We start from the raw sequence: 25777 nt of genomic DNA, 5'->3' as shown, positions 1-25777 counted from the left end.
GCTTTCCAGAAGACAACTTGCAACCATTCTTTCAAAAAAATCGTCTGATTCATAAAGTTCTGCGGTTTTGCGTTGATCGTTTTATAATCGCTGAACATTGATTAATATTTTGAATAAGAATTGATGAAAAAAATTTTGTTGCTCGTATTTGTTTTAAGCGCTTCTCTTAATTTAAAGGCTCAGAAAAAGACAAGCCAGGATAGTATTGCGATATTTTATAAGGAAGTTTTTTCTGCCTTAAAAAAGAAATTCTTACACAAGGGAAGCGTAGATTGGTCAGCAGTTGAAGCTGAAACAAACAAAAAGTTAACCTCTTACGGCAATTTTAATCAATCATTAAATGAACTACCGCTTCTATTTAAGCAAATTGGAGCAACTCATTGTAATGTTTATTACCAAAAACAAAAGTATGCCGCAAAAAGTAGAATAGTTTCGAAAGATGCTTACAGCGAGCAATGGAAGAAAAAGTACGATAGTAAGCCTGCCTTTGAGGCAAAAGTGATTGGAGAAAAATATGGCTACATTCTAATGCCTGCAATGGTCTTTTTCGATTTGAGCGCCGAAAACATTCACAAAATTTCTCAGCCGATGTATGACCAGATAGCCGCTATTAAAAACAATAATAAAATTGAAGGTTGGATAGTTGATTTACGTTTCAATACCGGCGGAAATTCTATGCCAATGCTTTTGGCTTTGTATGATTTTCTGGGAGATAATAAAATTTGGGGCGTAATGGATGTGAATAAGAAACCCCAAAGTGTAGATGAATTAAGAGCGGGCAATTATCTATTTGAAAATAAGAAGATGTCATACATTACACCAAACGGAGCATTGTTAGATCAATCAAAGGTAGCTGTTTTGACAGGCGTCTTCACGGCCAGCTCTGGAGAGGTAACAGCGTTTGCATTTAAAGGGAGGCCAAATACTAAATTTATAGGAGAAGCTACCTACGGTGCCACAACCGCTAATATTTACTGGCCGCTTCCATTTGATGCGACAATGGCCTTAACAACTTCTTACTACAGTGATAGAAATGGCGTTTATCATCCAAATATTGTTCCCGATGTACCAATTTCAAAACAAGACCATTTCGATGATTTGCTAACCGATAAGAACATTAAAGAAGCAATAAAATTTTTCAAAAACGAAGGATAAAAACCTTTCGTTCATTAATGTTTTTGCCCCTTGTTAACTTTAAATAAGTGTAGTATTTGCGGGAAAAGTGCATCTATTGTTTCTTCAACTCCGTTTTTCGATCCTGGCAAAGTCAGTACCAGCGTATCTCCAATAAAGCCAGCAACACCGCGTGAAAGCATGGCATAAGGCATTCGCTCTTGTCCGTAGCGCCTTGCGGTTTCCATAATGCCCTCAATTTCGCGATCTAAAAGTGGCGTAATGGCCTCCGGTGTAACATCACGTGGCGATAAACCGGTTCCGCCAGTAAAAATCAATAGCTGGTGTTGATCATTAGAAAGTTCAGTAGCCACCTTTCTAATTGCATCCACATCATCGGGCACAACATCGTACTTTAAGGTTTCGATTCCAAATTGCTCCAGCCTGGCAATTATTGCTTTGCCCGATAAATCTTCATTTTGATTTTGAAAAATCGAATCAGAACAAACGACCACAGCAGCTTTAAGCTCAGCGAATTTTTTGTTTTTTAAATCTGATTTTCCACCAGATTTCTCAAGTAACCTGATGTTTTTAATTTCTATGCCTTTATCAATGGGCTTCAGCATATCATACATCGTTAGCGCCGTAACCGAAGCTCCATGCATGGCTTCGACTTCAACACCAGTTTTGTAAATGGTATGCACCTCAACCAAAATCTCAATTTCCATCTCTTTAATCTCAAAAGTAATGGAAGTATATTCAACAGGAAGTGGATGGCAATCCGGAATAACATCACTAGTGCGTTTTACGCCAAATAAACCGGCTGCTCTGGCGAATTCGAACACATCACCTTTAGGTACTTTTCTTTGTACTAAAGCATCGATGGTTTCTTGTTTGGAAACTCTAACTGTTGCACTTGCAATCGCTTTTCTTAAGGTATTTGATTTCTTTGTGATGTTGACCATTTTTTAAATATTTTCTTTCCACTGATGACTTGCATCGGCAAATATTTCTTTTCCCCAGATGGGAAGTTCTGATTTAATTCTTTCTACCAGTTCGTTGCAGGCTTCGATAGCAGGTTTACGGTGTTTCGAAGAGGTGAATACGAATAGACAAATTTCACCAGCTTTGATTGTGCCTAAACTGTGGTGAATGTGCATGCAACTCAGGGGATATTTGTCAAAAATCTCCTCCCTGATTTCGTGCATCTTATTTAATGCCAGGTCTTCAAATGCAGTATATTCAATTGCTGAAACCATTTTTCCTTCAATTTCATCCTTTCTCACTTGTCCCATGAAAATACTATGACCACCGATTTCGGTTTTGGTATTGTGGTTAGCGATGCTCTTGGCTATAAATTCTGGTGAAACCTGGCCGTCGACAAATATATTTTTGATTTTCTTTTCGCTCATACTAAAAAGTTAAAAAATGGTTTCTCCACTTAGCGATACCGCCTTTTAAACTGTATATTATTTTTGTATCTCCATATCTTTGATGCAGTTTTTCTGCTGCTGCAACACTTCTGATGCCGTGTTGGCAAAGAAGAACAATGTGATCTGCCCTGATGGTCGAGGAGGCAAATCTATCAAATTCCGACATGGGAACTTGTTGGAAAGTGTTGGCATTTAGTCTCGGGAATTCATGCCGCTCCCGAACATCGATAATTAGGGTAGAATCTTTTTTACTCAGCTCCATCATCCTTTCAGCATCAATCTCGATGTAACTTTGTATCGGATTCTCAATATTATTATTCATTAAATCGGCTTGTGTTGTTACTTTTTGATATTCATCTGAAGGACTGATATTGATCTCATATTGCTCCTGACTGAGCAGGTTATAATGGAGTAATTTGTTAATTAGCGGTTTGCCAATCTTAGTAAGTAATTTAATAATTTCTCCTGCCGCCATCGTTCCGATAATTCCTGGTAGAACACCCAGAACGCCATTCTCGGCACAGTTAGGAATTTCGTTAGCGCCCGGTTGAACAGGAAATAAATCGCGATAGTTGGTGCTAATATCAAACTCGTTGGCCACATTGAAAATAGCAATTTGCCCTTCAAAGCCAGAAACGGCAGCAAATACCAATGGTTTTTTAAGCAAGACACAAGCATCGTTAATCAAGTATCTGGATTCAAAATTATCTGTTCCGTCAAAAATGAGATCATAGCCAGAAATGATTTCGATAACGTTTGTTCTGTTAACCAAAATAGGATGGAGGATCAATTCAGTTTCTGGATTCATTTGCTGAAGCCGTTTCGCCGCAACTTCCACTTTCGGTAATCCAATATCATCCATCCCGAAAAGGACTTGTCTTTGAAGATTGGAAAGTTCCACCACATCATGATCGGCAATGCCAATACAGCCAACACCCGCAGCTACAAGATACTGTAGCGCAGGGCAACCCAAACCGCCGGCACCGATAACCAAAACTTTCGCTTTGGTTAAGCGCTGCTGAGATTCGATACCGAATCCACCTAGAATAATTTGCCTCTGGTATCGTTCCGTATTCATTTTATCCTCCTGAAAATGGTGGCATAATTGCAATGCTGTCGCTATCTTTGATCTCACTATTCTGCTGAACAAGATTTTTATTCAGCGCTAATTTGTATTTCATTCCCGCAAGCTGCGGAAAAATATTTTCAAGGTGTGTCTTCAACTCATCAGTCGTTCCACAATCAATGGTCATTTTTTGATTGCTGATGAATTCTGATATTTTTCCAAAGCTGATGATTTCTATCTCCATTTTAAATCAAATCCTAAATCAAAATCACATTTATAGTTTCTCCTGCAACGAAATTTTCTTGCCCTTCATTCAATTGAATCAGGCAATTTGCCTGGGCAAAAGAACTCAATCGGTAAGATTCTTGAGCACCAAGCGGTGTAGCTTTTCCATCTTTGTAATTTCCCTTTAAAAAATGGGTTAATCCCGGTGGTTTCTGATAGGGGTGTGTTAATTCCGCCAGAATTGAGCTTATACTGTTTGCTTTATTTGAAAGCTGGTTTAACGCAGGAACCACATAATTATAATAACAGTTTAATACGGAAGATGGATTTCCTGGAAGGCCAAAAATAACTTTGTCTTCCTTTTTTCCAAAGAATAGTGGCTTTCCAGGTTTCTGTTTTATTTTATGGAAAATTTGATTTATGCCACAATTCGCCGCAGCTTGAAGCACAAAGTCGTAATCTCCAACACTTACACCACCAGTGAGCAAAACCACGTCATTTCTGACTAAAGCTTCTCTCAAAACAGCCGTCAATGTTTCTAAAGAATCTTCAGCTTTTAAAATCTCGACATTAAAAATGCCTTCGTTCTTTAAAGCGGCGGCAAGCGAATAAGAATTTGATTCGTATACCTGTCCGAATTGTAAGGGTAAGCCTGGCTGCTGCAATTCGTTGCCTGTAAGGATTATGGCCACACTTGGCTTGGGATAAACCATTACTTCGCTTACTCCAATGCCAGCTAAAAAGGCCAATGCCGCCGGGCCAAGTAAATCACCTTTTGCCATAGCCAGCTCGCTAGTACGGATCTCTGAACCAATTTGCCTCACGTTTGCACCCCTTACCAGCCTCTCATCATCAAACGTGATGCGGTCATCTTTTTTACTGGTTTTTTCCTGCATTACCACCGTATCTGCACCTTCCGGCAATGGTGCGCCTGTAAATATTCTACTGGTTTGACCTTTGGATATGGTTAATTTTTGAGCAGTTCCGGCAGCCATCTCGCCAATCAAATTCAACTCTTCATGCACATCGTCGAAAATGATAGCGTAACCATCCATAGAAGATTGACGAAAAGCAGGAATATCGAATGCGGCAGTGATATCTTCCGAAAGGATATGGTCAGCAGCTTCCTGCAGTGGTTTTAAAACTGGTTTAAGTGGAGAAATATGGTCTCCAATTAGCTTTCTAGCCTCTTCAACACTTATCATTTATCCCCCAATGGTTATCATGCTTCGGTTTTTTATCGCGTCAGCATCCAGGTTTTCAAAGTGTGTAATTAGTTGTCCGCCCAATTCCTTTTTCTTGCTCCAAATGGAGGCAAATATTAAGGGAAGTACATCCTCCTTGTTTCTTAATGGCGTTAGCAAATCAGTTTCCCCATCAGAGAATAAGCAATTTTTCAGTTTGCCATCAGCGGTTAAGCGCATGCGGTTACAGGTGCTGCAAAAAGGAGCGGTCATGGTACTAATAATGGCGAATGACCCTTCATGACCAGGAATCATAAAGTGTTTGGCCGTATCATGAGGCGCAGATTCTACAGGCAACACGGTAAAATCTTCTTCTACAACATGCAATATTTCCTGTAGCGAAAACATTTTGTTGCTTGTCCATTTATTACCTAAAAAAGGCATAAATTCTATAAATCTGATCTGAATAGGGTTGTGTTTTGTCCATTTGATAAAATCATTTATCTCACCATCATTAAGGCCTTTCATTACCACCATATTTATTTTTACGGCGATTTTATGCTGTAATAATAGTTCGATATTACTTCTCACCTGGTGAAAAACATCACGCCTGGTGATCATGAAAAACTTTTCAGGCTGTAAAGTATCGAGACTGATATTGATGGTTTTAATCCCCGCTTCGATTAAAACAGGCAACATTTCCGCAATGCGGGTTCCGTTAGTAGTCATTACCAATTCTACCGGGAGTTTGCCTAAGCCCTTTATAATTTCTGCAGCATCTTTACGAACGAGTGGTTCACCACCGGTTAAACGAATTTTTTTTACCCCTTGCGCTACGAAAAGTTCTGCCAAAGCGAGTACCTCAGCAGGTTTCATTAAACGCGATGCTGGAGTAAAATCATAATCCTCCTCTGGCATACAATAAAAGCAGCGGAAATTGCAATTATCGGTTAACGATATTCGCAAATAATCATGCACCCTTCCAAACGAATCTGCTATCATTTATTGTTAATTAAATTATTGTAATCTGCTTCAGTATCAATATCAATCTTTCCCAACTCAAATGGAATGTTAACGGTATCATCGCCATGCGTTTTTAGTAATTGCTTAGCGCCAGTTTCACCGGTTAAATTTAGCAATTCCTCGAAGTATTTCTTGTTGAACAATGTTGGCGTGCCAGTTGTTTCAGCATATGCACAGGTAACTATGTTCTTTAGTGTCGATTGATGAACAGAATTTAACTGTTTGAATATTTCCGCCTTAATATGTGCCTGATCTGCTACTGTAAAGATAGCATTTTCAATTTTAGGTTCGATAGTTAACGCGGTTCTTAAGCCGAAAGAAATGCTCGATGACATGCCATTTTCCCAGCGCTCATTTACAGCATAATAAACACCAGCTACTGCAGAGCGTTGCTTTATTTCTTCGGCATAAGCACCCAATACGACCACAATCGGATGAAACTTCGTTTTTACCGATGCTGCAATTGTAATATCAATTAAAGTTTGGCCTTGGTAGGTTAACAGCTGTTTCGGCTTTCCCAATCTGCTGGAGTTTCCTGCGGCCAAAATGATCATTGCGGTGCTCATTAACTGCTTTTGTTATCGTAAACGTGAATTGGATTTTTCTTGTCTTTCAGCATCCCTGCAGATGCGCCAGAAAACGTGGCTTTAATTTCTGCAATAATAGAAATCGCAATTTCTTCGGCAGTTTCCGCTCCAATATCCAGACCAATCGGGCCATTTATCCTCGCTTCCTTTTCCGGTTGATTCAGCTCTTCCAACATTCTGATCAACTTTTTCTTTGGCCCTAGGGTGCCAATGTAAGGCACATTCGTTTGTAAGAGCAAGTTTAAAAGTGCCGTATCGTAATTGTAATTATGGGTCATCAACACAAAAGCGGTTTGCCCGTCTATTTCTACTTGTGGTAAAAGGGCTTCTGGCTTGGCTACTAAAACCTGTTTCACATTCAGAAACCTTTGTTGCGAAGCGTGTGTTTGCCTGCCATCAACAACGGTAATTTCCCAACCCAAAATGTTTGCCATCTCAGCAAGCGGTTGTGCATCGTTTCCTGCGCCGGCAATAATTAACTGAATAGGAGGAGGGATAAATTCCAGAAAAGCATCAAAATCCTGCCCATCAATGGCGTAACTTTCAAACCTTGATAGCCCCAGCTTTAATACATCAAAGGCATCATTTTTAATGGAACCTATAATGGCATCAGTTATTTTTTCCAGGCTATCTTTCTCCCTGAATAACATGATTGAGCCGGGCTGATTTTTGCTCTCTAATGAAAACAAAGTGGCAATAACGCAGTTTTCCCGTCGGCTATTTGCTGCTTTTAAAATCTCAATCGGGTTTGCTTTGTCTTCAGGCAAAATGGGCTCGAAAAGAATATGAACAATGCCATTGCAGCCCAGTTGAACACCGAATTTTGCATCATCTTCGTCGGTGGTATCGTAGGTGACCAATTTATTTTCCTGCTGATGAATGGCCGAAAGTGCTTTTCTGAGCGCATCGCCTTCTAAACAACCACCACTAATGGCACCAGTTAAAAATCCATCATCGGTTACCAACATTCGGGCGCCGGGGCGCCTATACGATGAACCTTCTACTTTTACAACCGTTGCCAATGCCGACTTTTTATTTTCGGCGATGGATTTTTGGTAAGCAGCCAGAATATCAACAATTTCTTTCATACAGGGATTTTATTCGAACCAAACCGCAAGATTGGCATAAAAATTAAATACTTGCCATATCGAATGGTAATTTTCTTATCCTTTTTCCTGTTAAATCGAAAATAGCCTCGGTTAGTGCCGGTGCAAATGGGGGTAAACCTGGCTCGCCAATACCACCAGCATCTTCATCATTTTCCATAATGTGAACTTCAATCGGCGGAATATCAGTAATCCTTGGCATTTGATAATCGTAAAAATGATGTTGTTCTAGCTACCGCAATCTTCAATAGCGTGTGGGCCCATTCGCCCAACGAATATCGAAAGTTGAATTAAACAAATCCAAAACCAATTGTTATAAATTATATTTGCCACTTAGATTATCAGCATACCTATTGAATTTATGAAACCCAATATCATCCCCCAATTAATTCTTTCCTTTTTGCTGATCTGCTCTTTTGGACAAACCTTCGCCCAAACTACCGATGTGGTAAAGATAAGTGGCGTGCTTACTAAACCTTACACGCTAACCTTAGCCGATTTGGCGAAAATGCCCAGGGTTAAAGTTTCACGGAAAGATAGTGATAGCACAAATTATGAATATTCTGGCGTGCTACTTTCTACGGTTTTGGCTAAAGGTGGGGCCACACTCGGTAAAGATTTACGAGGGCAAAACTTAACAAAATATGTGATTATTGAAGGGATTGACGGTTATCAGGTCGTATTTTCTTTGGCCGAATTGGATGCAGATTTTACAGATGAAAAGATTATTTTGGCAGATACTGTAGACAATGAGCCGCTTCTTTCTACTGAAGGTCCGTTTCGAATTATTGTAGAACACGATAAGCGGGCGGCGAGATGTATAAAACAAGTTATGAGTATAAAAATTGAGTTTGCGAAATGATAAAAATTAAGTCAGTTGCCAATAAAATGATGGCCTGCATTGGGATATTATTGCTGTTTAATGCACAAATCTATGCTCAAACCCTTCGCATTGCAGTAGCTGCAAATGCCCAAGCGGTGATTAAAAAGTTACAGGCAGATTTTAAAAAACAAACACGCATCAACACAGAAGTGGTTTCTGGGGCATCTGGCAAGCTAACTACTCAAATTATGAATGGGGCACCTTACGATATCTTTCTTTCTGCAGATACAGAATTCCCCGCTAAACTTTTTGCAGCAGGTTATGGAATTCAAAAACCAAAACTTTATGCATTAGGCAGTCTCATTATATGTGGAAATGTGCAAGGTGATATAAAAGACTGGCAAAATCTGGTATCGACGGATGCGGTAAAAAAAATTGCTATTGCCAACCCAAAAACTGCACCATATGGTTATGCTGCCCGGCAATCGTTAAAATTTTATAATTTAGAGAACAAAATAAAACATAAACTGGTATTTGGAGAAAGTATCTCGCAAGTGAACACCTACCTTCAAAATGGCATTGTGAGCTTAGGTTTTACAACTGAATCCTTTCTGTATGAAAAAGGGTTTAGTGCTAAGCTAAAATGGGCGAGGGTAGATCAAAAAAGTTATAAAAATATTGAACAAGCGGTTATTTTGCTGTCGCATGCAAAAAAATCAGGAATAAATAACGCTTCAAAATTTTATGAATATCTTTCGTCGGCATCGGCCAGAAAAATTATTAAAAACAATGGTTATCATCTCCCAAATTAACAGTAAAAAATAATGGATCTGGAACCGATTTGGCTAAGTTTGAAGTTGGCTACCATTACTACCATTTTGCTGCTTTTTATTGGGGTTCCTATTGCGTATTGGCTATCGCGGAAGCAAACTGTTCTAAAACTTATTGCCGAAGCGCTGATTACCATGCCTTTAGTGTTGCCACCATCGGTGCTTGGTTTCTATTTGCTTTTGGCTTTTAGTCCCAGTAATGCTTTTGGCGAATGGCTGCAAGCGCATTTCGATTTACAACTGGTCTTTTCCTTTCACGGTTTGATTATTGCTTCCATTATTTATAGTCTTCCTTTTATGGTCAGTCCGATAAAAGCTGCTTTCGCTCACCTGCCTAAATCTATGGCAGAGGCTTCTTACATCATGGGTAAATCTAAAACGCAAACCTTTTTTAAGGTGCTTCTGCCTAACATTAAAGCTTCTATTTTTACGGCTATGGTGTTAGCATTTGCACACACATTGGGCGAATTTGGAGTAGTTTTAATGATTGGTGGGAATATTCCAGGAGAAACAAAAGTAGCATCGATAGCGATTTACGATGCAGTGGAAACCATGGATTATGCTTCTGCCAACGCTTACGCACTTATTTTATTTGCCATCACTTTCATCATCGTTGTAGGCGTTTTTATCATCAATAGAAATGCAATTAAAAGCCCATTTGAATGATAGAACTAGATATTGAAAAAAAAATGGGTAATGGTTCGGGCAGTTTGGCACTTCAGGTGAAAACCGCTTTCCAATCAAATTCAGTAACCAGAATTTTAGGGCCTTCGGGAGCTGGAAAATCAACCCTGTTAAAAATTATTGCCGGGCTTGTCTTGCCAGATAAGGGGACAATTAAGTTCGACAATTCCATTTGGTTCGATAGTGAAACGAAATACAATAAAAAAGTGCAGGAGCGCCAGGTTGGCTTCGTTTTTCAAGATGATGCACTTTTCCCGAACATGACGGTTGAACAGCACCTGAGCTATGGCACAACGGATTTAAATTATATCCGCGAATTGCTGAAAATAGGTGAATTAGATCAACTTAAACATCGGTATCCAAAACAACTTTCAGGTGGCCAACAACAGCGCCTTGCTATTTTGCGAGCGCTATCTACCAAGCCTAAATTATTATTGATGGATGAACCTTTTTCTGCACTTGATACTGCGCTCAAAAACCGGATGATGGAAAGGCTGAAACTGATATTTGAGGCACAAAAAACCACTGTAATCATGGTGACGCACCAAGATAATGAATGGGCGAGTGCCGATAATCAGATCTTTAACCTGGAAAGTAGGGAAAATTAAGAAGTTGATTTTAAGTTGTAGTTGTTCCCAGCTGGTAACCACCACAACTTAAAATATTTACTGCGTTTTAAACCGCTGAAATGCTCTGGTAGCTTGTATTCAAATTAATATTTGCTTTCTCGGCAGCCTCAATTGGCGCATAATCTGAAAGGATTAAAGCTTTGCCTTTCTTCACGCAGACATCATGCTCAAAGTGAACGGATGGTTTACCATCTTTAGTTCTTACTGTCCAGCCATCTTTTTCGATGTAAACATCTTTTTTGCCCATATTAATCATCGGCTCAATGGCCATAACCAAATTTTCTTTAAGCATTAAACCCGAACCACGTTTGCCATAATTTGGCACTTGAGGATCTTCGTGCATACTTTTGCCCAACCCGTGGCCAACGAAATCTCTCACTACACCATAACCTTGCTTTTCGTTGTGATTTTGAATAGCGTAACCAATATCACCCAAACGTTTACCTACCACGGCTTCGTTAATACCAATAAAGAGCGATTCCTTAGTTGTTCTTACCAAATCCAGGATGTCCTGACTTGCTTCACCAATTACAAAAGTGTAAGCATGATCGCCATGGTATTCGTTCTTAATAACACCTACGTCAACTGAAATAATATCACCGTCTTTTAGGGTTTCTGTACCTGGGAAACCATGCACCACTACATCATTAACTGAAGTAATAATATGGTGTGGGAAACCGCTATAGTTGTAAAACGAAGGTACAGCGCCATGATCAAGTATAAATTGATTGGCAAGTTTATCAATTTCAATGGTCTGCAATCCTGGACGTAATATTTTAGCGATTTCGGAAAGGGTTTCGCTCACTAAAAGTGCACTGATTTGCATCAGCTCCACTTGTTCATCAGTTTTATAAAAAATCATTGCTGCAAAATTACGAATAAGTTTTTTAAATGCTTATCGTATTTACAGCGTTACAAATTTTACCCCTAAACTTACCCAACGGGATGGAAGGGGAATGGCTCCAATTTCGAAATATTGGGTGTCAAAAATATTTTGTGCATCCATGTAAATGGTGAATTTATTAATAGATTGACTCAGCCTGAAATCGTTAATCCAATAAGATGGCCCGGTTATCCGCTGATTAAATCGCGTTGCCAAAAGCACGGAAAAGTTATGATACTTAAAATCTACAGTATTGGTAACCTGATGCTTTAGCGCCGACAATTGGTATTTTGAAGCCAGCACTTGCGCCATGTTTTTGAACTTCGAATCTAAATAAGAGTAAGCCAAATTAAAATTGAAGTTTGACTGTTCGTGTAAAGCTAAATGATAATTAGAGCGGAAGTTAATCCCTTTAGTAACCATTGTGCCCACATTATTGGCCTGAAATGGTTCGGTAGCTACGAGTCTTGTCCAATCGATAAATTGATCTATGTTTCTATAAAAAAAGCTGGAGTTGAAAGTGAAATTGCGCTTCAGAAATTTGAATCCCAATTCGCTTTGAAACGCATTTTCGGGTTGTACATCGGGGTTGCCAATGTTTCCTGGTCGTTGGTTAAGGTATAAATCGGTAAAAGAAGGAATCCGCTGACTGGTGCCGAGACTACCAATTATTTTGAGTGCGTTACCAATGGCATAACTCGCATCTATCCCTGGATAAATTTGCCACTTATAAGAGGAATTGTAGTTAACGTAGGCACCGGCATTTACATCCAGTTTTTCGAAGAAACTGGTGCGATATTGTGTATAAAAGCCTGCATTTTCTCGACGGTGAGTGCCAATATTTGACGAGTTGATATTTTCGCTTCGCATTTCGGCACCGAAACCCAGTTCGCCGGTATTGGTTTTGTATGTGCTGGTTACTTCTGCTGCGAATGAATTGGTAGCATGTTTACTTACTCCTGCATTCGGATTTACATTGCCAAAATAACGGTAATCATCAAAATTATATCGGTAGCTTAAACGTGGCAGCAAAGTCCATCGGGTAGATAAAATGTGTTTAGATTGTATTGATGCTAACGTAGTTTGAACTTTTTCTGTCGAGTTTCTATCGCCCGGAGCAGCATAGAAACCGTTGGCGCCAAATTCATTTTCGGTATAACCTGCCGCGGCAATAATTTCATTAGTAGCATCAATTTGGAAATTTCCCTGATAAAGCAATTTCGTGTTTTCGAATTGCGTATTGAAACGATAGCCATTGCTTTTATCGTAACCGCCGAATAGAGAATGCTGTTGCTTCGCTTTGCTCAATACGCCACCCAACTGAACTCCGTTGTTATAAAAAGTTTTTCCAGTGCCTTCCGTATTTTTTTCGAAGTTCGATCCGGCATGTACATCTGCCAGCATACCAGAATGTGTTGGTTTCTTGGTGATGATATTAATTGCTCCGGTGAGGCTGTTTATACCGTAGATTCTGGCAGCAGGGCCCCTTATAATCTCTATCCTTTCAATTGCCTCTACCGGAATCGGAAGGTTAAGCATGTTATGTGCCGTTTGGCTATCAATAATTTTGGTTCCGTTTAATAACACAACGGTTTGTTCAAAACTCCCACCATCAATACTAATATCTGCCTGACCGCCAAAAGGTCCGCGTTGCCTTAAATCTACACCATTAGCATATTGTAGCAATTCCTGGATGCTGCGGCCGGGCAATTTAGCAATCATGGTTTGATCGATTACGTAAACATTTCTGTTTTGTTTTGAGATAGGGGTTTTAAAACCATTCTCATTAATGACCACATCATCAATTTTAATTACAGTATCTTGTTTTTGTTGTGCATATAACTCTGCACTGAAGAGTAGCAGTAACGCAAAATAAAGTCTTTTCACTTGGCTAATTTTTTTCAAAAGTAGTATCTTGCCGTACCACTAAAGTATACCAGTTTAAAGAAAATGGATAGTCCGGTTCAAATTCCTTTTAAAAGTTTTATTCAGCTCGATTCGAAAAGCGCAACCGCTATTTATTTACAAATCGTTTTTGAATTTATTAAAGCTATACAACTCGGATTTCTTCCGGAGGGAACGAAATTGCCTGGCAGTAGAATTTTATGCAAGCTATTGGGCGTAAATAGAAATACGCTCATTAAAGCATTTGATGATTTAGAATCGCAAGGGTTTATAAAAATTTCGGCGAGTAAGGGCACCTTTATACTATCGAGTCAGAAGCAGGTTGTTAAGAAAGATGGGATTGGTCCTTTGCAAAATGAGCTCCCGGTTCCTGTCCATTTTGATTTTAAGAAATCAAACATTCTGGATAATCCAGTTGAGGGGAGTGATTTATCCCTTCAATTTAATGATGGTTTGCCCGACGCCAGGCTTGTGCATACGGATGTACTGGCCCGATTGTATGTTTCAAAATTAAAGAGAAACAGAAATAAAGGGGTTTGGGAACAACTGCAAACACAAGCGCACCTAAATTTTAAAGCGCAGTTTTGTAATTACCTAAACCTAACCCGCGGGTTAAAAATAGCACCATTGAATCTGCTCACCACCACAAATCATGAAATTAGCTTATTTCTCGTGCTAAAATTATTGATAAATACTGGCGATAAAGTTGTTGTTGCTTCACCAGGCTATTACTTTTCCAACATGAGTATACTTGATAGCGGAGCTCAAATTATTTCCGTTTCAATAGATGAGGAGGGGATTAATGTGATCAATCTTCGTGAAATATGCAAAGCACATCAAATTAGGGTACTTTACCTCACCTCCGTAAATCTATATCCTACAACAATTTCTTTAAGCGCAAAGCGAAGGATAGAAATACTGGAGCTGGCTAAAGAATACGGATTTATCATCATTGAAGATGATTACGATTTCGAATTTCATTTTGATAACAATACTGTGCTTCCATTAGCCGCTATTGATACTTATAAGAGTGTGGTTTATATTGGCTCGTTTGCAAAGTCTCTTCCGGCAGGTTTTGGTTATGGATTTGTGTCCGCACCGCCAGATTTCATCAACGAATTGGAAAAACATCAACGCATATTAGCATCCGGTGTTGACGTAATTAAAGAACAGGTACTTACCGAATGGATTGAAGAAGGGGAAGTTCATCGCCTGGCGAAGAAAAATAAAAAAATATACAAGGGGCGGAGGGATTATTTTATTGAGCTGCTTCATCTTAAACTGGAAGGATTGATTAAATTTCAGGTTCCTAACCAAGGCTTGGCGGTTTGGATAGAATGGCTGCCCAGTTTTAGTTTAATAAAGTTCCAAAAAAAATGCCTGGATAATGGACTGTTTCTGCCTAAAACAATGTTGTATCAAAATAAAAATTTAACTGCTACCCGCCTGGGCTTTGGCAGTTTGAATGAACAAGAGATGGAAAATGCTGTGGAAATTTTGCAAAAATCTATTGCTGAAGTATTGATAGAAATTAGATAATATTTTATAATTCATCGATAGTATCGTACAGTTAAAATTTAGGAGTCCTCTCTAAATTTGTGGTTAGATAAAATTTATTAGAGAATATTAATCTCATTTGTAAAAAAAGTGATGCGAATATTCCAGATCAAATTCATAACCGTATTTTTGACGTTTATGACATTTTATTGAACTTTTTACAACTAACCAATATAAATCCATGAGCAAAAATTTACATAACAATCCTTTGTTTAAGACACTCGGTATTCTCGGTGTAATAGGAGGAATGGTTACGCTACCTATTCTATCTTTTGCGGTAGCATCGCCAAAACCATTGGTATCCATCTCAAAAAGTAAGCTAACGAAAGTGGTTCCAGTAAGAGGAACCGTTGTGGATGCTAAAGGCGGACCACTACCTGGCGTAGTGGTAAAAGTTAAGGGTGGCGGTGCCGCGGTGGCTACAGATGCAGACGGAAGGTTTACGCTAAACCTCGAGACCGGAAATGAAACCTTAGTTTTAAGTTTGGTAGGCTTTAAGTCGACTGAATTTCCGGTAAATGGAAAGACAGAGGTTAAAATCGTGATGAGCGAGGATATCGCTAATCTCGAGGATGTTGTAGTAGTGGGCTACGGCACGGTTAAGAAGAAAGATTTAACAGGTGCAGTATCTAGTGTAAAAAGCGAAGACATTACCATTAGTCCGGTAAGTAGCCCAATGGAAGCTTTACAGGGCAGGGTTGCCGGTTTGGATATTCAGCGTACCAGTGGGCAATCGGGTCAATCACCAAATGTATTACTTAGGGGAAATAGATCCATTACCGTCGGTTCAATTCCTGGTGCTTCTCAAAATCCTTTGTATGTTATTGATGGAATTATTGGAAACATCAACAGCTTAAATCCAAACGATATTGAAACCATTGATGTACTGAAAGATGCATCATCAACTGCAATTTATGGTGTGGCTGGTGCGAATGGTGTAATCATGATCACCACTAAGAAAGCTAAAGCGGGTAAAGTACAAATTGATGTTGATTCTTATTACGGTACTAATGGCAAAGCAGAATTTCCAAAAGCTTTAACTGGCGATGCCTGGTTAAATTATATTAACGAACGTTACTTTGCTGCAAATGGGAGATATCCGGCAAACTTAACAGATGCAGGTGTTCCGGCATCGGGAATCACCGCAATTAACAATGGCCAATGGGTTGATTGGGTAGACGAAACATTACGTAACGGATCACAACAAAATCACCATATTTCCATTCGTGGAGGTTCTGAAAAGGTACAAGGATACATGTCATTGGGTTACATTCAAGAAAAGGGTATTTACCAAGGCGATCAATCCAAATTCTATAATGTTCGCGGTGGGGTAGATGTAAACTTCAATAAATATTTCAAAGCCGGGCTACAAACTACCGTTAACTTAAGGGATGGCGACCAAACGAATAGCCGGATTAATAAAGCATTTGGTGTTTATCCGCTAGGGTCGGCATATAATGAAGATGGTTCGGTAAATGCACTTCCACTTGCTGGTGTTTCTGCGGTAAGCCCGATTGCTAATTACGCCGATGGTGTATTTATCAACAATACAAAAAGTCTTTTCCTGGCTGTAAATCCTTATGTGGAAATTACGCCAATTAAAAATCTTTCTATCCGTTCAAATTTAGGTTTAACCCTTTCGGCTAACCGACAAGGCACTTTTGCAAACGAACGTTCTTATAATATCCTTTCTGAAGGTAGAACCGCAAAAGAAGCCAGCTATGAAAATAATATTGCTTACAATTATTTATGGGAGAACATTGTCAACTATAATCTTACGATTGCAAAGGACCATCAGTTTACTGTAACAGGGATTACATCATTCGAAGATAGAAGAGGAGAACGCTCATTTATTTATGGTACTGGGCTTGAGTTTGATGATTACAAGTTCTATAATCTGGCAGCTGCAACGTTGTCTACCACTAAAGCAACCGGTTATACGCAACAAAACAGAATGTCGTTCGCCGGAAGAATAAACTATAGTTACAAAGGAAAATACCTTTTTCAGGCATCCAATCGTTGGGATGGTGTATCGCAATTAATTGATAAATGGTCTACTTTTCCATCAGTTTCTGCGGCGTGGCGTATTAGTGACGAGAAATTTATGGAATTTAGTAAGGCTTATGTAACTAACCTGAAATTAAGAGCGGGTTATGGTGTTGCCGGAAATCCAAATATCCCTGCTTACAATAACAGCACTTTGGTGGCTTCAAGATCTGGCGATTTTCCACTTACATTAGGAGGTTCTACTGCATTACCATTGTATTCTACCAATCGTGCTTTAGGTAACGAAGCCTTAACCTGGGAGCGCTCATACAATTTCAACTTAGGTTTGGATTTTACGTTATTTAACGGAAGAGTAGATTTTGCCGGCGAATACTTCCACACAAAATCTAAGGGCGTACTATACCCGAGGAATTTGCCGCCAACGGATGGTGGCTACGATGCTAAAAACCAGTATTTCATTTACGCTAATATTGGTGAAACTAAAAATCAAGGTGTTGAGATCACTATTAACAGTAGAAATATCGATACGAAAAATTTCAGATGGAATTCTGCATTTACTTTTACCAGAGCTACAGAAGAGCTAACGAAGATTGACTTAGGAAACTCTGTAGCAGCAACCTCGTTAATTACCAATAACCTTTTTGTGGGCAGCCAATTGCCACAAACGGTAATTTATGGTTATAAAAAATTGGGTATTTGGCAATTAGGTGAAGAAACGGAGGCTGCAAAATATGGCGCCAAACCTGGCGATATGAAATTGGCGACTGTACCTAGAATCGATGCATCGGGTGTGAGTGATAATGGCGTTCACCCGTACACTGCCGCAGATAGAATGATTCTTGGGCACAATACACCAGATTTTAGCTTAGGTTTACAAAACACCTTCGCCTACAAAGGATTTGATTTAACGGTATTTATGACCATGCGGTACGGACAAACCATTAATGCTCAACTTTTGGGGTATTGGAATTCTGTTGCACAGCCCGATACGTATAATTATTGGACACCAACCAATCCAACTAATGATTTTCCAAGACCAACGCTTGGGGCAGTAAATAACAATCTAATCAGTGCACTATCAATTGTTGATGGATCATATTTTAAAATAAAAAACATTACGCTAGGTTATACCCTGCCAACCAAAGTAAGTACCAAAGCTGGATTTAGCCGCATTAGATTTTATGGCACAGCCTATAACAGTTTTGTATTTGCAAAGAGTGATTTGCTGAAAAATATCGATCCTGAAACTGCCGGAAACGATAGCTTTCCGTTATACAGGCAAATGGTTTTTGGTTTAAATGCATCATTTTAATTTTAAAGAAATAGGGAATGAAAACATTATATAAATATTCGCTAGGCTTAATTGTAGTCTTTTCGCTTAGCACCACTTCATGTAAAAAATATCTTGATGAAGTAAATCCTGGTGCCACTACTCTAGAAACGGCTTATACCAATAAATCCGGTTTTGAAGGATTAATTAATACCATTTATGTAGATAATTACTTCTTTTATGGTAAAGTAGATTTCATCGGTCCATCAGAAATGGGAACTGATTTATGGATCAATTATGCAGGTTCGGATATCGGCATTACCACCTACGATAACACTTTAAACACGAACTTGTCTACACTCAAAACCATTTGGGGAGGTTGTTATTCTGCAATTGGACTAGCAAATACGGCCATCGAATACAGCTCGAAAGTTAAAGGGTTTGCCTCACAGGCGGATATCGATGCAAAAGTTGCTGAAGCTTATTTTTGGAGAGCATGGGCTTACTTTAATTTGGTGGAGCAGTTTGGAGCAGTTTACTTGACTACAAAATCGGCAGCTACCGAGGGAAATAATATTCAGCCAACGCGAAGTACGGAGAAGGAAATTTATGATTTAATTATTTCCGACCTGAAGTTTGCCTGTGAAAAATTGCCTATTACTCAAGGTGCTTTAAGAGGACGGATAGCAAGAAAAGCGGCTTATGGAATGCTGGCAAAAGTGTACCTACAACGCACTCGTTTAGGCGAAAAAGAACAATATGCACAACTTGCATTAACAACTGCCGAAGAATTAATTAACAATCCGGCAAAATACAATGCTGCATTGTACTTAAGTGATGCTACACGTTCGGGCTTTGCAAAAGCTTTTGATTTGAAAAATAATAAAAGTAATACAGAGTTTCTTTTTCTTCAGGCGGTTGATGTTTCCGGTTTAAATCCTGAAGGTTTTAACAGAGGGCGTACCCGTCAGTATTACTTGCCTGATTTAGGCGGTAGAGGTGCGGAATGGGGTACAACTGAAACAACAGTACTTTATGGAAGATCAAATTCTAAACAGTATAAACCAACCAAATATCTACTAACGAATATTTTCGATCCGAGGGAAAATACACCAGATACCAGATTTGCGAACACCTTTACTTATAAGTTTTATGCAAGTGCTGACAAAGTAATTACTGCGGCTTTGGCAACTGCTTATCAAAAAGATGCTTCAATTGTTGGCAAAACTATTTTAAGTACCAGACAAGCTTATACTGGTCCGGATTATTTTCTTGCTTCAGGTGGTACTTTCGAAGAGGAAAAAAATATGACTAATGATGTAGGTCTTTCTGTCTTTACACCAAACTGGACAATTCCTGCGGCAGACAAAAAGAAAATCCCTGCGTTAGTTGCAGATCCTAGTGATCTTTTTGACCCTGCTACGAATAACTATAAGTTACCGGCTTCCTTCCCGAATGAGCCAAGTTTGATTAATATTTTTCCAGCGTTCAAAAAATTCTCTGGTAAAATGTACGCACAATCAAACCAAAACTGGTTGGGAGATATTCCAATTTTGCGTTTAGGTGAGGTTTATCTAATTGCTGCAGAAGCGGCTATCTTAGCTAATAACGATGTTTTGAAAGCGTCTAACTATGTAAATGTAATTCGTAAACGTGCTGCGGTTACTGGGCGTGAAAGCGAAATGCTGGCTACACCGGCAGAAATGAATGTGGCATACATTTTAAAAGAGCGTGGTAGAGAGTTGGCTGGTGAGCATACCCGCTGGATTGATTTGAAAAGAACCGGAAACTTATCAACTGCTTACTTTCAGCAAACCAACCCTATTATTGCCCCTAACTTCGATCCGAAGAAACATACGGTTAGGCCGATTCCACAATACTTTTTAGATGCCATTACCAATGCTGCCGAATTCGGTAACAATGGTTACTAACTAATAAAGTATATTCAATAGGTTAAGGCCGTCTCAAATTTAGGGGCGGCTTTTTTTGTGCATTTCCCTCTCAATTTTTAGTCGATCGAGAGCCAAACGTAAGCTAACATTTAACTTAAAAATGGTAAATGGAATTTTGGTTGATAAAGCACTAGGCTCAAAAAAATTATAGGTATTGCTATTAAATACGATTAGGTATAAGTCTGGCTTAATAGAGCTGTGACTTTCCGTTATCACTTTTTGATTAAAAATGATATCGCTAAAGATTAATTAAGCAGGAAGGGAGATAAAAATGGTGGTTCCTTGCTCCAATATCGAGTCGACTTTAATGCTGCCCTGCAGTTTGGCTACCAGGCTACTTACCGCATCTAGCCCAAAGCCATTTCCTTTTCGGTTAAAGCGATCATTTCCTTGGGCCGTAAAGCCTTCTCGAAAAATATTTTGTAGGTTCTCCGGTGAAATTCCTCTGCCATTATCTTTCACAGATAATACATATTGATCATCTTCTAAACAACAAGAAACCTGGATTTGTGGCTTATTTTTATCGTTATAGCGAATGGCATTGCTTAATAAATTGAGCATAATTTGTTCCATCGCAATTTTAGAAGTTTTGATGCTTACGCTTTCAGGCATGGTAATCTCGAAATCTTGAGGCACATTCAACATCGGAATTAAGTTCTCCAAAAGATAACGAAAATCAACATCTTCTTGCCTAGCTAACAAGGTTGATGGTGCTTTCGAATAATCAAGCATGTCATCAACATAGGTCACCAAATTCCTGGCAGAGCGCAAGGCAATTTGAATTAGTCTCACTGCTTTTTCATCGCCCTGTGTATCGAATTTCTTCCTTAAAGATTCTGCAGATAAAATAATGCTGGATAAGGGATTCTTAATGTCGTGAGCTACCCGCTGTGCAAACTTTTCTATAAAAAGATTCGCTTCACTCAAGGCAGCGTTGGCCAGCTCCAACTCTTTAACCTTCCTCCGTAGTTCCAACTGATGCTGTGCCTGTTTGGCAAGAATTTTTAGCGCAGCAATCTGACTATCAGTTAATCCTTTTTCCTGATGATCGATCACGCACAAGGTTCCCAAAGCAAAACCCTCGGGGTTAATTAGTGGTACGCCAGCATAAAAAATAATTTCCGGATGTCCGGTAACCAAAGGATTTTGCGCAAAGCGGGCATCCGTTAATGCATTATTAACGATCATGATATCGCCATTGCCAGCAATAGAATGAGAACAAAAAGCAACTTCTCTCGAAGTTTGAGTGAGTTCTGTTCCGAAGTTCGATTTAAACCACTGTGTCTTGTCATCCAAAATGGTAACCAAAGCAATTGGCGTTTGACAAATTTCGGCGGCCAGCTTTGTTAAATCATCGAAATCTTGTTCCTGGCCACTTCCTAAAATATTATAAGATCCTAGAGCATTTAATCTCTCAGGCTCGTTGTTTGGTAAAGGATAAATGGTCATATATTGCTTTATAATTTTCAGCGCCTAAAGGTAAACTAAATAAAGCAGCATTTGTTTGAGTTGCTATTAATTTGACTTACAAGATATAGTGAATATGTTTTGCAGATTCATTTCGATTGTAGGTGTTGAACAGATTTTTTAATCTTTTCACGATTTTCCATTTAATAATCTGGAGATGATTAGGAGTTAGTAGAATTTCAAATCCTTCAGCATTGATCAATCATCAGCTTTATCCTCAAATTCAGCCTGTTTATTTTACATATTGTTTTAAGAATACCTGGGGATTATAAAAGCGATCATTTAGTTGTGTATTATTAAACGTAAGCCAGCTTGCGCACCCGTAATCATCAAACTTTTTGCGTATTTCTAAATGAAGATGATGGTAGTCGCCACCATACTTTTTGCTTTCGTCTTTTGTAAATAACCGAGCTAATTTGGTTTTCTCATCTACCTGTTGCCCGTTGCTCACATAAACTTCTTTTAAGTGTTTATAGCTGGTAAACATGGTTTTTCCGTCTTTAAAAGTATGTCTAACCACCACCGTTTTTTGGTTTTCGCCTAAATGAACGGAACAAACTACGCCATTGGCCATGGCATAAACCGGAATTAATTTTGTTGTAGGTTTTACCGGATTAATATCAATAGCAGTGTGAATATGGCCTTTGTAATAACTATCCCGATGATCGCCGAAAATGCTAATAATCTTGATGTTGCTAATCTTTTTCCGATCGCTTACATCAAACGGTAAGAACCAGTTTTCAGCATTTTTTTGAGGTTTGGTATCGGAGTAATAAGGCTTCCATCTTTCTCTGTCTTTTTCAATAGTTGGTGTTTCGGACATTGAAAATGTGAAAAGGAAGAAAAGTAATAACTTCATCTGTTTTATAATTTTATAACAAGATAATATTAAACGGCTAAATATATGCGTATGATAAGTGATTTCATTTATTTGCGCTCTTTTTAAGCTCAATCACGGTGATCTCCGGCCAGATTCCAATTCTACCTGAAAAACCTAAAAAGCCAAAGCCCCTGTTTACATTTAAATATCGTCCGTTTTCAAATTTTATGCCTCCCCAATGTTTATAACGATATTTAACCGGGCTCCATTTAATGCCAAACGCTTCAATACCGAATTGCATCCCGTGAGTATGGCCAGCCAATGCCAGCTGAATTTTTGATGGATTATTTTTCACCTGTGCCTCCCAATGGGATGGATCATGAGAAAGCAACACCTTAAAATCGTTCACATTTGTGCCAGCTAAAGCCTTCGCCAAATCGCCACGTTCCCCAAATCCAAGTCCCCAGTTTTCGATCCCTGCAAGAATAATTTTCTCCCCATTTTTGGTTAACTCTACATGTTCATCCAATAGTAGTTTAAATCCAAGTTCGGCATGATAGCTTTTTAATTGCTGTAAATTTTTAATCTTATCCGCTTCTGATGGCCATTTGATATAGTCTCCATAATCATGATTGCCCAAAACAGAAAATTGGCCGAATGGCGCTTTTATTTGCGAAAAATGGCCAATATAGGGTACGATTTCCGAAGCAGCATTATTTACCAAATCGCCGGTGAAAACAAACAGGTCACTTTTTTGCGCATTAATCAAGTCGATGCCTTTTTGCACCTGCTTTGGTTTAGTAAAGCTTCCCGCATGAATGTCGGAGATTTGCGTAATGGTGAACCCGTCAAAACTGTCCGGTAAATCATCGAAATAAAGGCTGTGTTTGATCACCCTGTAGGCATATTTGCCTCTCGTAATTCCAAAAATGAACAGTAGAACGGTAAGGCAGAACATCACAAAGGCAAAATCTACCCAATAAATGCTTCGCCCCAACACCTGAAATCCATCTGGCTTAAAGTTTGAGGATATCGAAAGAACCAACCGAAATAAATCTCCAACGAGTAGAAAAAAAGCAAAAACTACTTCCGCGGTAAACACGATTAAAAATGCATGCGTAATGATTTGGAAAAATTTACCCATTCCATTCGTCCGCATTTGTGTAATCGCGAAAAATAAGGCAACTGCTAATCCAATAATGAATACCCAAAAAAATGGAGCAAGTAAGGAAGATTGATTCAGCGTGCCAAAGCCTGAAAGCACATAAGAATTAAGCGCAAAAAATAGAACAACTATGGCAAGTATGGGTAAGAAATTAATCTTTCGTTTCATAAAAAAAAAATGAAGTATGGATGTAAAAATAGATTTTAAACGTGGGGTTAGCTACTTAAGTTTCAAACTGGAACTATTTTTACGGTTGTTTGATTAAATGCGTTCTTCAATTTTGGTCCACTTGATCATGACCATGCGGAGATCATCTAAAGTGAAAGGTTTTGCTAAGAAATCTTTCATGCCAGCAGCTAAGCATTTTTCAATATCCTCTTGCATGGCATTGGCACTACAGCCAATAATTATCGGTGGGACAATATTATTTTCATCATAATATTTTAATATTTCTTTAGATGCAGAAACTCCATCCATATTTGGCATTTGCATGTCCATCAAAATGATATTAAAATGCGTTTCTTTTACCATTTTCACAGCTTCCAAACCATCGTTTGCGATAATGTGTTTATAGCCAGATTTTTCCAGCATTTTCGAGGTAATCACCTGGTTGAAGACGTTATCCTCAGCTATCAAAATATTCATTCCAGCAATAGGAACCATGTTTGTGATTTTGACTGTTCTCTTTTTATGTTTGGCTGGTGGAACTTCCTGATAGGAATTTGCAGGTATTTCAAAGGTAAAGGCCGAACCGGCACCTATTTCACTACTAACCCAAATTTTTCCACCCATCATTTCAGCCAGTTTCCTGCAGATTAAAAGTCCTAAACCTGCACCGCCAAACTGCCGGGTTGCAGATGGATTTATTTGCGAAAATGGAAGAAAGAGCTTAGTCATCCCATCCTTGTCGATACCAATTCCGGTATCTTTAATTACAGTAACAAGCTGTTTTAAGCCATTTTGATCTGCATATTTCAAACTCAGTTTAACGTAACCATGTTCGGTAAATTTTGCAGCATTGCTCAATAGGTTGATAACAATTTGCTTATATTTAATTTCATCAGTAACCAATAATTCAGGTACTTTTGAGTCGATTTCGATAATAAACTCCAAATCTTTTTTAATAAAAAAGGGACGGATGATGTTTTCAACGTTTATAATACAGTTTCTAATATCGAATGGCAGATTGTGAATCTCCATCTTGTTAGCTTCAATTTTTGAGATGTCAAGCAGGTCGTTAACGATATCAATCATGATGCTGTTACTCGCTTGTAAGGTGTTGAGCAACTCGCTTTGTTCGTGATTAAGGTTGGTGAGTTTCAACAGTTCTGAAGCTCCGGTAATACCATTTAGCGGAGTTCTGATCTCATGGCTCATATTGGCCAGAAAACTTGATTTGGCTACTGTCGCAGCCTCTGCATTTTCTTTGGCAATAATTAATTCCTTCTGTGAGTTTTCTAACCTGAGCTTGCTCTTCACCATCAGAAAGCGATCATAATCTGCCACTTTTTTATAGATCGTGAGCATCACAATCATCATGACAGAAATGTCTATAAAAGCCAGAATGATATCCATATTCCGGGCATCATCACTCGGATATGGAATGAGCAGGTGAGGGAAAAAAGTTTCTAACACCACGCATAGTGCAGTGATGATAAAAAAAAAGACAACAAATATCAATCTATATCGCAACGAAAGAGATAGCATCGCAATACTCAAATAGAATACAAAAAATAATGGGGTAGAGCCTTTTATTCCGTCGTTTAAAAACCAGGCTGGAGCGATAGATGCGATATTATAAATAAAATACCAAAATCGTCCAGCCTCGCTAACTCGATCTTTTATGGCGTAATAAAAAAAAGCCAAATGGACGAAGGACCCTAAAAATATATATAAATTAAGAAACCAAACCAGACCAAGGAAAAAGTTTGCGGCGATATTGATTAGTGAGATCGAAAATAAACAAAGACATAAAACAGCAAACAGTTTCGATTCTGTGCTAATTTTATGCTGGCTAACATCTAAGGTTTTGATAACTTTAAGCACTA

General features: G+C 38.8%; 23 protein-coding genes. 8 read left to right on the top strand and 15 right to left on the bottom strand.

Annotated elements, in window-relative coordinates; all coding sequences use genetic code 11:
* Window positions 1–123: 123 nt before the first annotated feature.
* Window positions 124–1155: a S41 family peptidase gene (locus ACZZZC_RS17330; RefSeq protein WP_463487767.1), complete on the top strand. Its 1032-nt coding sequence runs from the start codon at window positions 124–126 to the stop codon at window positions 1153–1155.
* A 14-nt stretch (window positions 1156–1169) separates the two neighbouring features.
* Here the strand turns inward: ACZZZC_RS17330 and moaCB are convergent, their stop codons facing one another.
* From moaCB to ACZZZC_RS17285, 9 genes are read right to left on the bottom strand one after another with little or no spacing between them, the layout of a single operon-like run.
* Window positions 1170–2078, bottom strand: coding sequence for a bifunctional molybdenum cofactor biosynthesis protein MoaC/MoaB (gene moaCB, locus ACZZZC_RS17325; RefSeq protein ID WP_463487766.1), 909 nt, complete (start codon window positions 2076–2078; stop codon window positions 1170–1172).
* Between the two features lie 3 nt (window positions 2079–2081).
* Window positions 2082–2525 carry a molybdenum cofactor biosynthesis protein MoaE gene (locus ACZZZC_RS17320; protein WP_463487765.1) on the bottom strand — a complete coding sequence of 148 codons (444 nt, stop codon included), beginning with the start codon at window positions 2523–2525 and terminating at the stop codon, window positions 2082–2084.
* 1 nt (window position 2526) lies between these two features.
* On the bottom strand, window positions 2527–3624 hold the full coding sequence (locus ACZZZC_RS17315; protein WP_463487764.1) for a ThiF family adenylyltransferase: 1098 nt from the start codon (window positions 3622–3624) through the stop codon (window positions 2527–2529).
* 1 nt (window position 3625) lies between these two features.
* On the bottom strand, window positions 3626–3856 hold the full coding sequence (locus tag ACZZZC_RS17310) for a MoaD/ThiS family protein (RefSeq protein ID WP_463483290.1): 231 nt from the start codon (window positions 3854–3856) through the stop codon (window positions 3626–3628).
* 13 nt (window positions 3857–3869) lie between these two features.
* Window positions 3870–5042, bottom strand: coding sequence for a molybdopterin molybdotransferase MoeA (locus tag ACZZZC_RS17305; protein ID WP_463483289.1), 1173 nt, complete (start codon window positions 5040–5042; stop codon window positions 3870–3872).
* The gene (gene moaA / locus ACZZZC_RS17300) at window positions 5043–6023 is read right to left on the bottom strand and encodes a GTP 3',8-cyclase MoaA (protein ID WP_463483288.1); all 981 of its coding nucleotides are present in this window, start codon (window positions 6021–6023) and stop codon (window positions 5043–5045) included.
* A complete protein-coding gene (locus ACZZZC_RS17295; protein ID WP_463483287.1) occupies window positions 6020–6610 on the bottom strand; it encodes a nucleotidyltransferase family protein in 591 nt (196 codons plus the stop codon). The genes moaA and ACZZZC_RS17295 overlap by 4 nt, the downstream gene beginning before the upstream one ends.
* Window positions 6610–7719 (bottom strand): XdhC family protein, encoded by a 1110-nt coding sequence (locus ACZZZC_RS17290; protein WP_463483286.1) that lies wholly within the window; start codon window positions 7717–7719, stop codon window positions 6610–6612. Before ACZZZC_RS17290 ends, ACZZZC_RS17295 begins: the two co-directional genes overlap by 1 nt.
* A 43-nt stretch (window positions 7720–7762) precedes the next feature.
* Window positions 7763–7939, bottom strand: a complete 177-nt coding sequence (locus ACZZZC_RS17285; protein WP_463483285.1) for a hypothetical protein — start codon at window positions 7937–7939, stop codon at window positions 7763–7765.
* 159 nt (window positions 7940–8098) lie between these two features.
* On the opposite strand from ACZZZC_RS17285, the gene ACZZZC_RS17280 reads away from it, so the two are divergent.
* The 4 genes from ACZZZC_RS17280 to ACZZZC_RS17265 are packed head-to-tail and all read left to right on the top strand — an operon-like array spanning window position 8099 to window position 10682.
* Window positions 8099–8599 (top strand): molybdopterin-dependent oxidoreductase, encoded by a 501-nt coding sequence (locus ACZZZC_RS17280; RefSeq protein ID WP_463483284.1) that lies wholly within the window; start codon window positions 8099–8101, stop codon window positions 8597–8599.
* Window positions 8596–9372: a molybdate ABC transporter substrate-binding protein gene (modA, locus tag ACZZZC_RS17275; protein WP_463483283.1), complete on the top strand. Its 777-nt coding sequence runs from the start codon at window positions 8596–8598 to the stop codon at window positions 9370–9372. The genes ACZZZC_RS17280 and modA overlap by 4 nt, the downstream gene beginning before the upstream one ends.
* Window positions 9373–9384: 12 nt before the next feature.
* Entirely contained in the window at window positions 9385–10056 is a 672-nt protein-coding gene (gene modB, locus ACZZZC_RS17270; RefSeq protein ID WP_463483282.1) for a molybdate ABC transporter permease subunit, read from the top strand.
* Window positions 10053–10682: a sulfate/molybdate ABC transporter ATP-binding protein gene (locus ACZZZC_RS17265; RefSeq protein WP_463483281.1), complete on the top strand. Its 630-nt coding sequence runs from the start codon at window positions 10053–10055 to the stop codon at window positions 10680–10682. Before modB ends, ACZZZC_RS17265 begins: the two co-directional genes overlap by 4 nt.
* A 67-nt stretch (window positions 10683–10749) precedes the next feature.
* Here the strand turns inward: ACZZZC_RS17265 and map are convergent, their stop codons facing one another.
* Together map and ACZZZC_RS17255 are read right to left on the bottom strand one after the other, a co-directional pair.
* Window positions 10750–11565, bottom strand: a complete 816-nt coding sequence (gene map, locus ACZZZC_RS17260; protein WP_463483280.1) for a type I methionyl aminopeptidase — start codon at window positions 11563–11565, stop codon at window positions 10750–10752.
* A gap of 42 nt (window positions 11566–11607) precedes the next feature.
* Window positions 11608–13473: a TonB-dependent receptor plug domain-containing protein gene (locus tag ACZZZC_RS17255; RefSeq protein WP_463483279.1), complete on the bottom strand. Its 1866-nt coding sequence runs from the start codon at window positions 13471–13473 to the stop codon at window positions 11608–11610.
* A gap of 63 nt (window positions 13474–13536) precedes the next feature.
* Between ACZZZC_RS17255 and ACZZZC_RS17250 the strand changes: the two genes are divergently transcribed.
* The 3 genes from ACZZZC_RS17250 (at window position 13537) to ACZZZC_RS17240 (ending at window position 20256) form a co-directional block, all read left to right on the top strand.
* Entirely contained in the window at window positions 13537–15030 is a 1494-nt protein-coding gene (locus ACZZZC_RS17250; RefSeq protein ID WP_463483278.1) for an aminotransferase-like domain-containing protein, read from the top strand.
* Between the two features lie 199 nt (window positions 15031–15229).
* Window positions 15230–18367, top strand: coding sequence for a SusC/RagA family TonB-linked outer membrane protein (locus tag ACZZZC_RS17245; RefSeq protein ID WP_463483277.1), 3138 nt, complete (start codon window positions 15230–15232; stop codon window positions 18365–18367).
* Window positions 18368–18384: 17 nt separating this feature from the next.
* Window positions 18385–20256 carry a RagB/SusD family nutrient uptake outer membrane protein gene (locus ACZZZC_RS17240; protein ID WP_463487763.1) on the top strand — a complete coding sequence of 624 codons (1872 nt, stop codon included), beginning with the start codon at window positions 18385–18387 and terminating at the stop codon, window positions 20254–20256.
* Between the two features lie 270 nt (window positions 20257–20526).
* On the opposite strand, the gene ACZZZC_RS17235 is transcribed toward ACZZZC_RS17240, so the two are convergent.
* The 4 genes from ACZZZC_RS17235 to ACZZZC_RS17220 form a co-directional block, all read right to left on the bottom strand.
* A complete protein-coding gene (locus ACZZZC_RS17235) occupies window positions 20527–21726 on the bottom strand; it encodes a GAF domain-containing sensor histidine kinase (RefSeq protein ID WP_463487762.1) in 1200 nt (399 codons plus the stop codon).
* A 250-nt stretch (window positions 21727–21976) separates the two neighbouring features.
* The gene (locus ACZZZC_RS17230; protein ID WP_463487761.1) at window positions 21977–22603 is read right to left on the bottom strand and encodes a M23 family metallopeptidase; all 627 of its coding nucleotides are present in this window, start codon (window positions 22601–22603) and stop codon (window positions 21977–21979) included.
* A 64-nt stretch (window positions 22604–22667) separates the two neighbouring features.
* Window positions 22668–23897: a metallophosphoesterase gene (locus ACZZZC_RS17225; protein WP_463487760.1), complete on the bottom strand. Its 1230-nt coding sequence runs from the start codon at window positions 23895–23897 to the stop codon at window positions 22668–22670.
* 93 nt (window positions 23898–23990) lie between these two features.
* Complete coding sequence (locus ACZZZC_RS17220; protein ID WP_463487759.1) at window positions 23991–25775, bottom strand: ATP-binding protein; 1785 nt, start codon at window positions 25773–25775, stop codon at window positions 23991–23993.
* Window positions 25776–25777: the final 2 nt, after the last annotated feature.

The organism is Pedobacter sp. AC212, assembly GCF_979258625.1.
The sequence above is the reverse complement of the archived record's forward strand: the minus strand, read 5'-3'. Positions and strand labels throughout refer to the sequence as shown.

Bases quoted from the DNA above. Each gene is read 5' to 3' on its own strand.
- ACZZZC_RS17330 (WP_463487767.1), top strand. From the start codon at position 124: ATGAAAAAAATTTTGTTGCTCGTATTTGTTTTAAGCGCTTCTCTTAAT.
- moaCB (WP_463487766.1), bottom strand. From the start codon at position 2,078: ATGGTCAACATCACAAAGAAATCAAATACCTTAAGAAAAGCGATTGCA.
- ACZZZC_RS17320 (WP_463487765.1), bottom strand. From the start codon at position 2,525: ATGAGCGAAAAGAAAATCAAAAATATATTTGTCGACGGCCAGGTTTCA.
- ACZZZC_RS17315 (WP_463487764.1), bottom strand. From the start codon at position 3,624: ATGAATACGGAACGATACCAGAGGCAAATTATTCTAGGTGGATTCGGT.
- ACZZZC_RS17310 (WP_463483290.1), bottom strand. From the start codon at position 3,856: ATGGAGATAGAAATCATCAGCTTTGGAAAAATATCAGAATTCATCAGC.
- ACZZZC_RS17305 (WP_463483289.1), bottom strand. From the start codon at position 5,042: ATGATAAGTGTTGAAGAGGCTAGAAAGCTAATTGGAGACCATATTTCT.
- moaA (WP_463483288.1), bottom strand. From the start codon at position 6,023: ATGATAGCAGATTCGTTTGGAAGGGTGCATGATTATTTGCGAATATCG.
- ACZZZC_RS17295 (WP_463483287.1), bottom strand. From the start codon at position 6,610: ATGAGCACCGCAATGATCATTTTGGCCGCAGGAAACTCCAGCAGATTG.
- ACZZZC_RS17290 (WP_463483286.1), bottom strand. From the start codon at position 7,719: ATGAAAGAAATTGTTGATATTCTGGCTGCTTACCAAAAATCCATCGCC.
- ACZZZC_RS17285 (WP_463483285.1), bottom strand. From the start codon at position 7,939: ATGCCAAGGATTACTGATATTCCGCCGATTGAAGTTCACATTATGGAA.
- ACZZZC_RS17280 (WP_463483284.1), top strand. From the start codon at position 8,099: ATGAAACCCAATATCATCCCCCAATTAATTCTTTCCTTTTTGCTGATC.
- modA (WP_463483283.1), top strand. From the start codon at position 8,596: ATGATAAAAATTAAGTCAGTTGCCAATAAAATGATGGCCTGCATTGGG.
- modB (WP_463483282.1), top strand. From the start codon at position 9,385: ATGGATCTGGAACCGATTTGGCTAAGTTTGAAGTTGGCTACCATTACT.
- ACZZZC_RS17265 (WP_463483281.1), top strand. From the start codon at position 10,053: ATGATAGAACTAGATATTGAAAAAAAAATGGGTAATGGTTCGGGCAGT.
- map (WP_463483280.1), bottom strand. From the start codon at position 11,565: ATGATTTTTTATAAAACTGATGAACAAGTGGAGCTGATGCAAATCAGT.
- ACZZZC_RS17250 (WP_463483278.1), top strand. From the start codon at position 13,537: ATGGATAGTCCGGTTCAAATTCCTTTTAAAAGTTTTATTCAGCTCGAT.
- ACZZZC_RS17245 (WP_463483277.1), top strand. From the start codon at position 15,230: ATGAGCAAAAATTTACATAACAATCCTTTGTTTAAGACACTCGGTATT.
- ACZZZC_RS17240 (WP_463487763.1), top strand. From the start codon at position 18,385: ATGAAAACATTATATAAATATTCGCTAGGCTTAATTGTAGTCTTTTCG.
- ACZZZC_RS17235 (WP_463487762.1), bottom strand. From the start codon at position 21,726: ATGACCATTTATCCTTTACCAAACAACGAGCCTGAGAGATTAAATGCT.
- ACZZZC_RS17230 (WP_463487761.1), bottom strand. From the start codon at position 22,603: ATGAAGTTATTACTTTTCTTCCTTTTCACATTTTCAATGTCCGAAACA.
- ACZZZC_RS17225 (WP_463487760.1), bottom strand. From the start codon at position 23,897: ATGAAACGAAAGATTAATTTCTTACCCATACTTGCCATAGTTGTTCTA.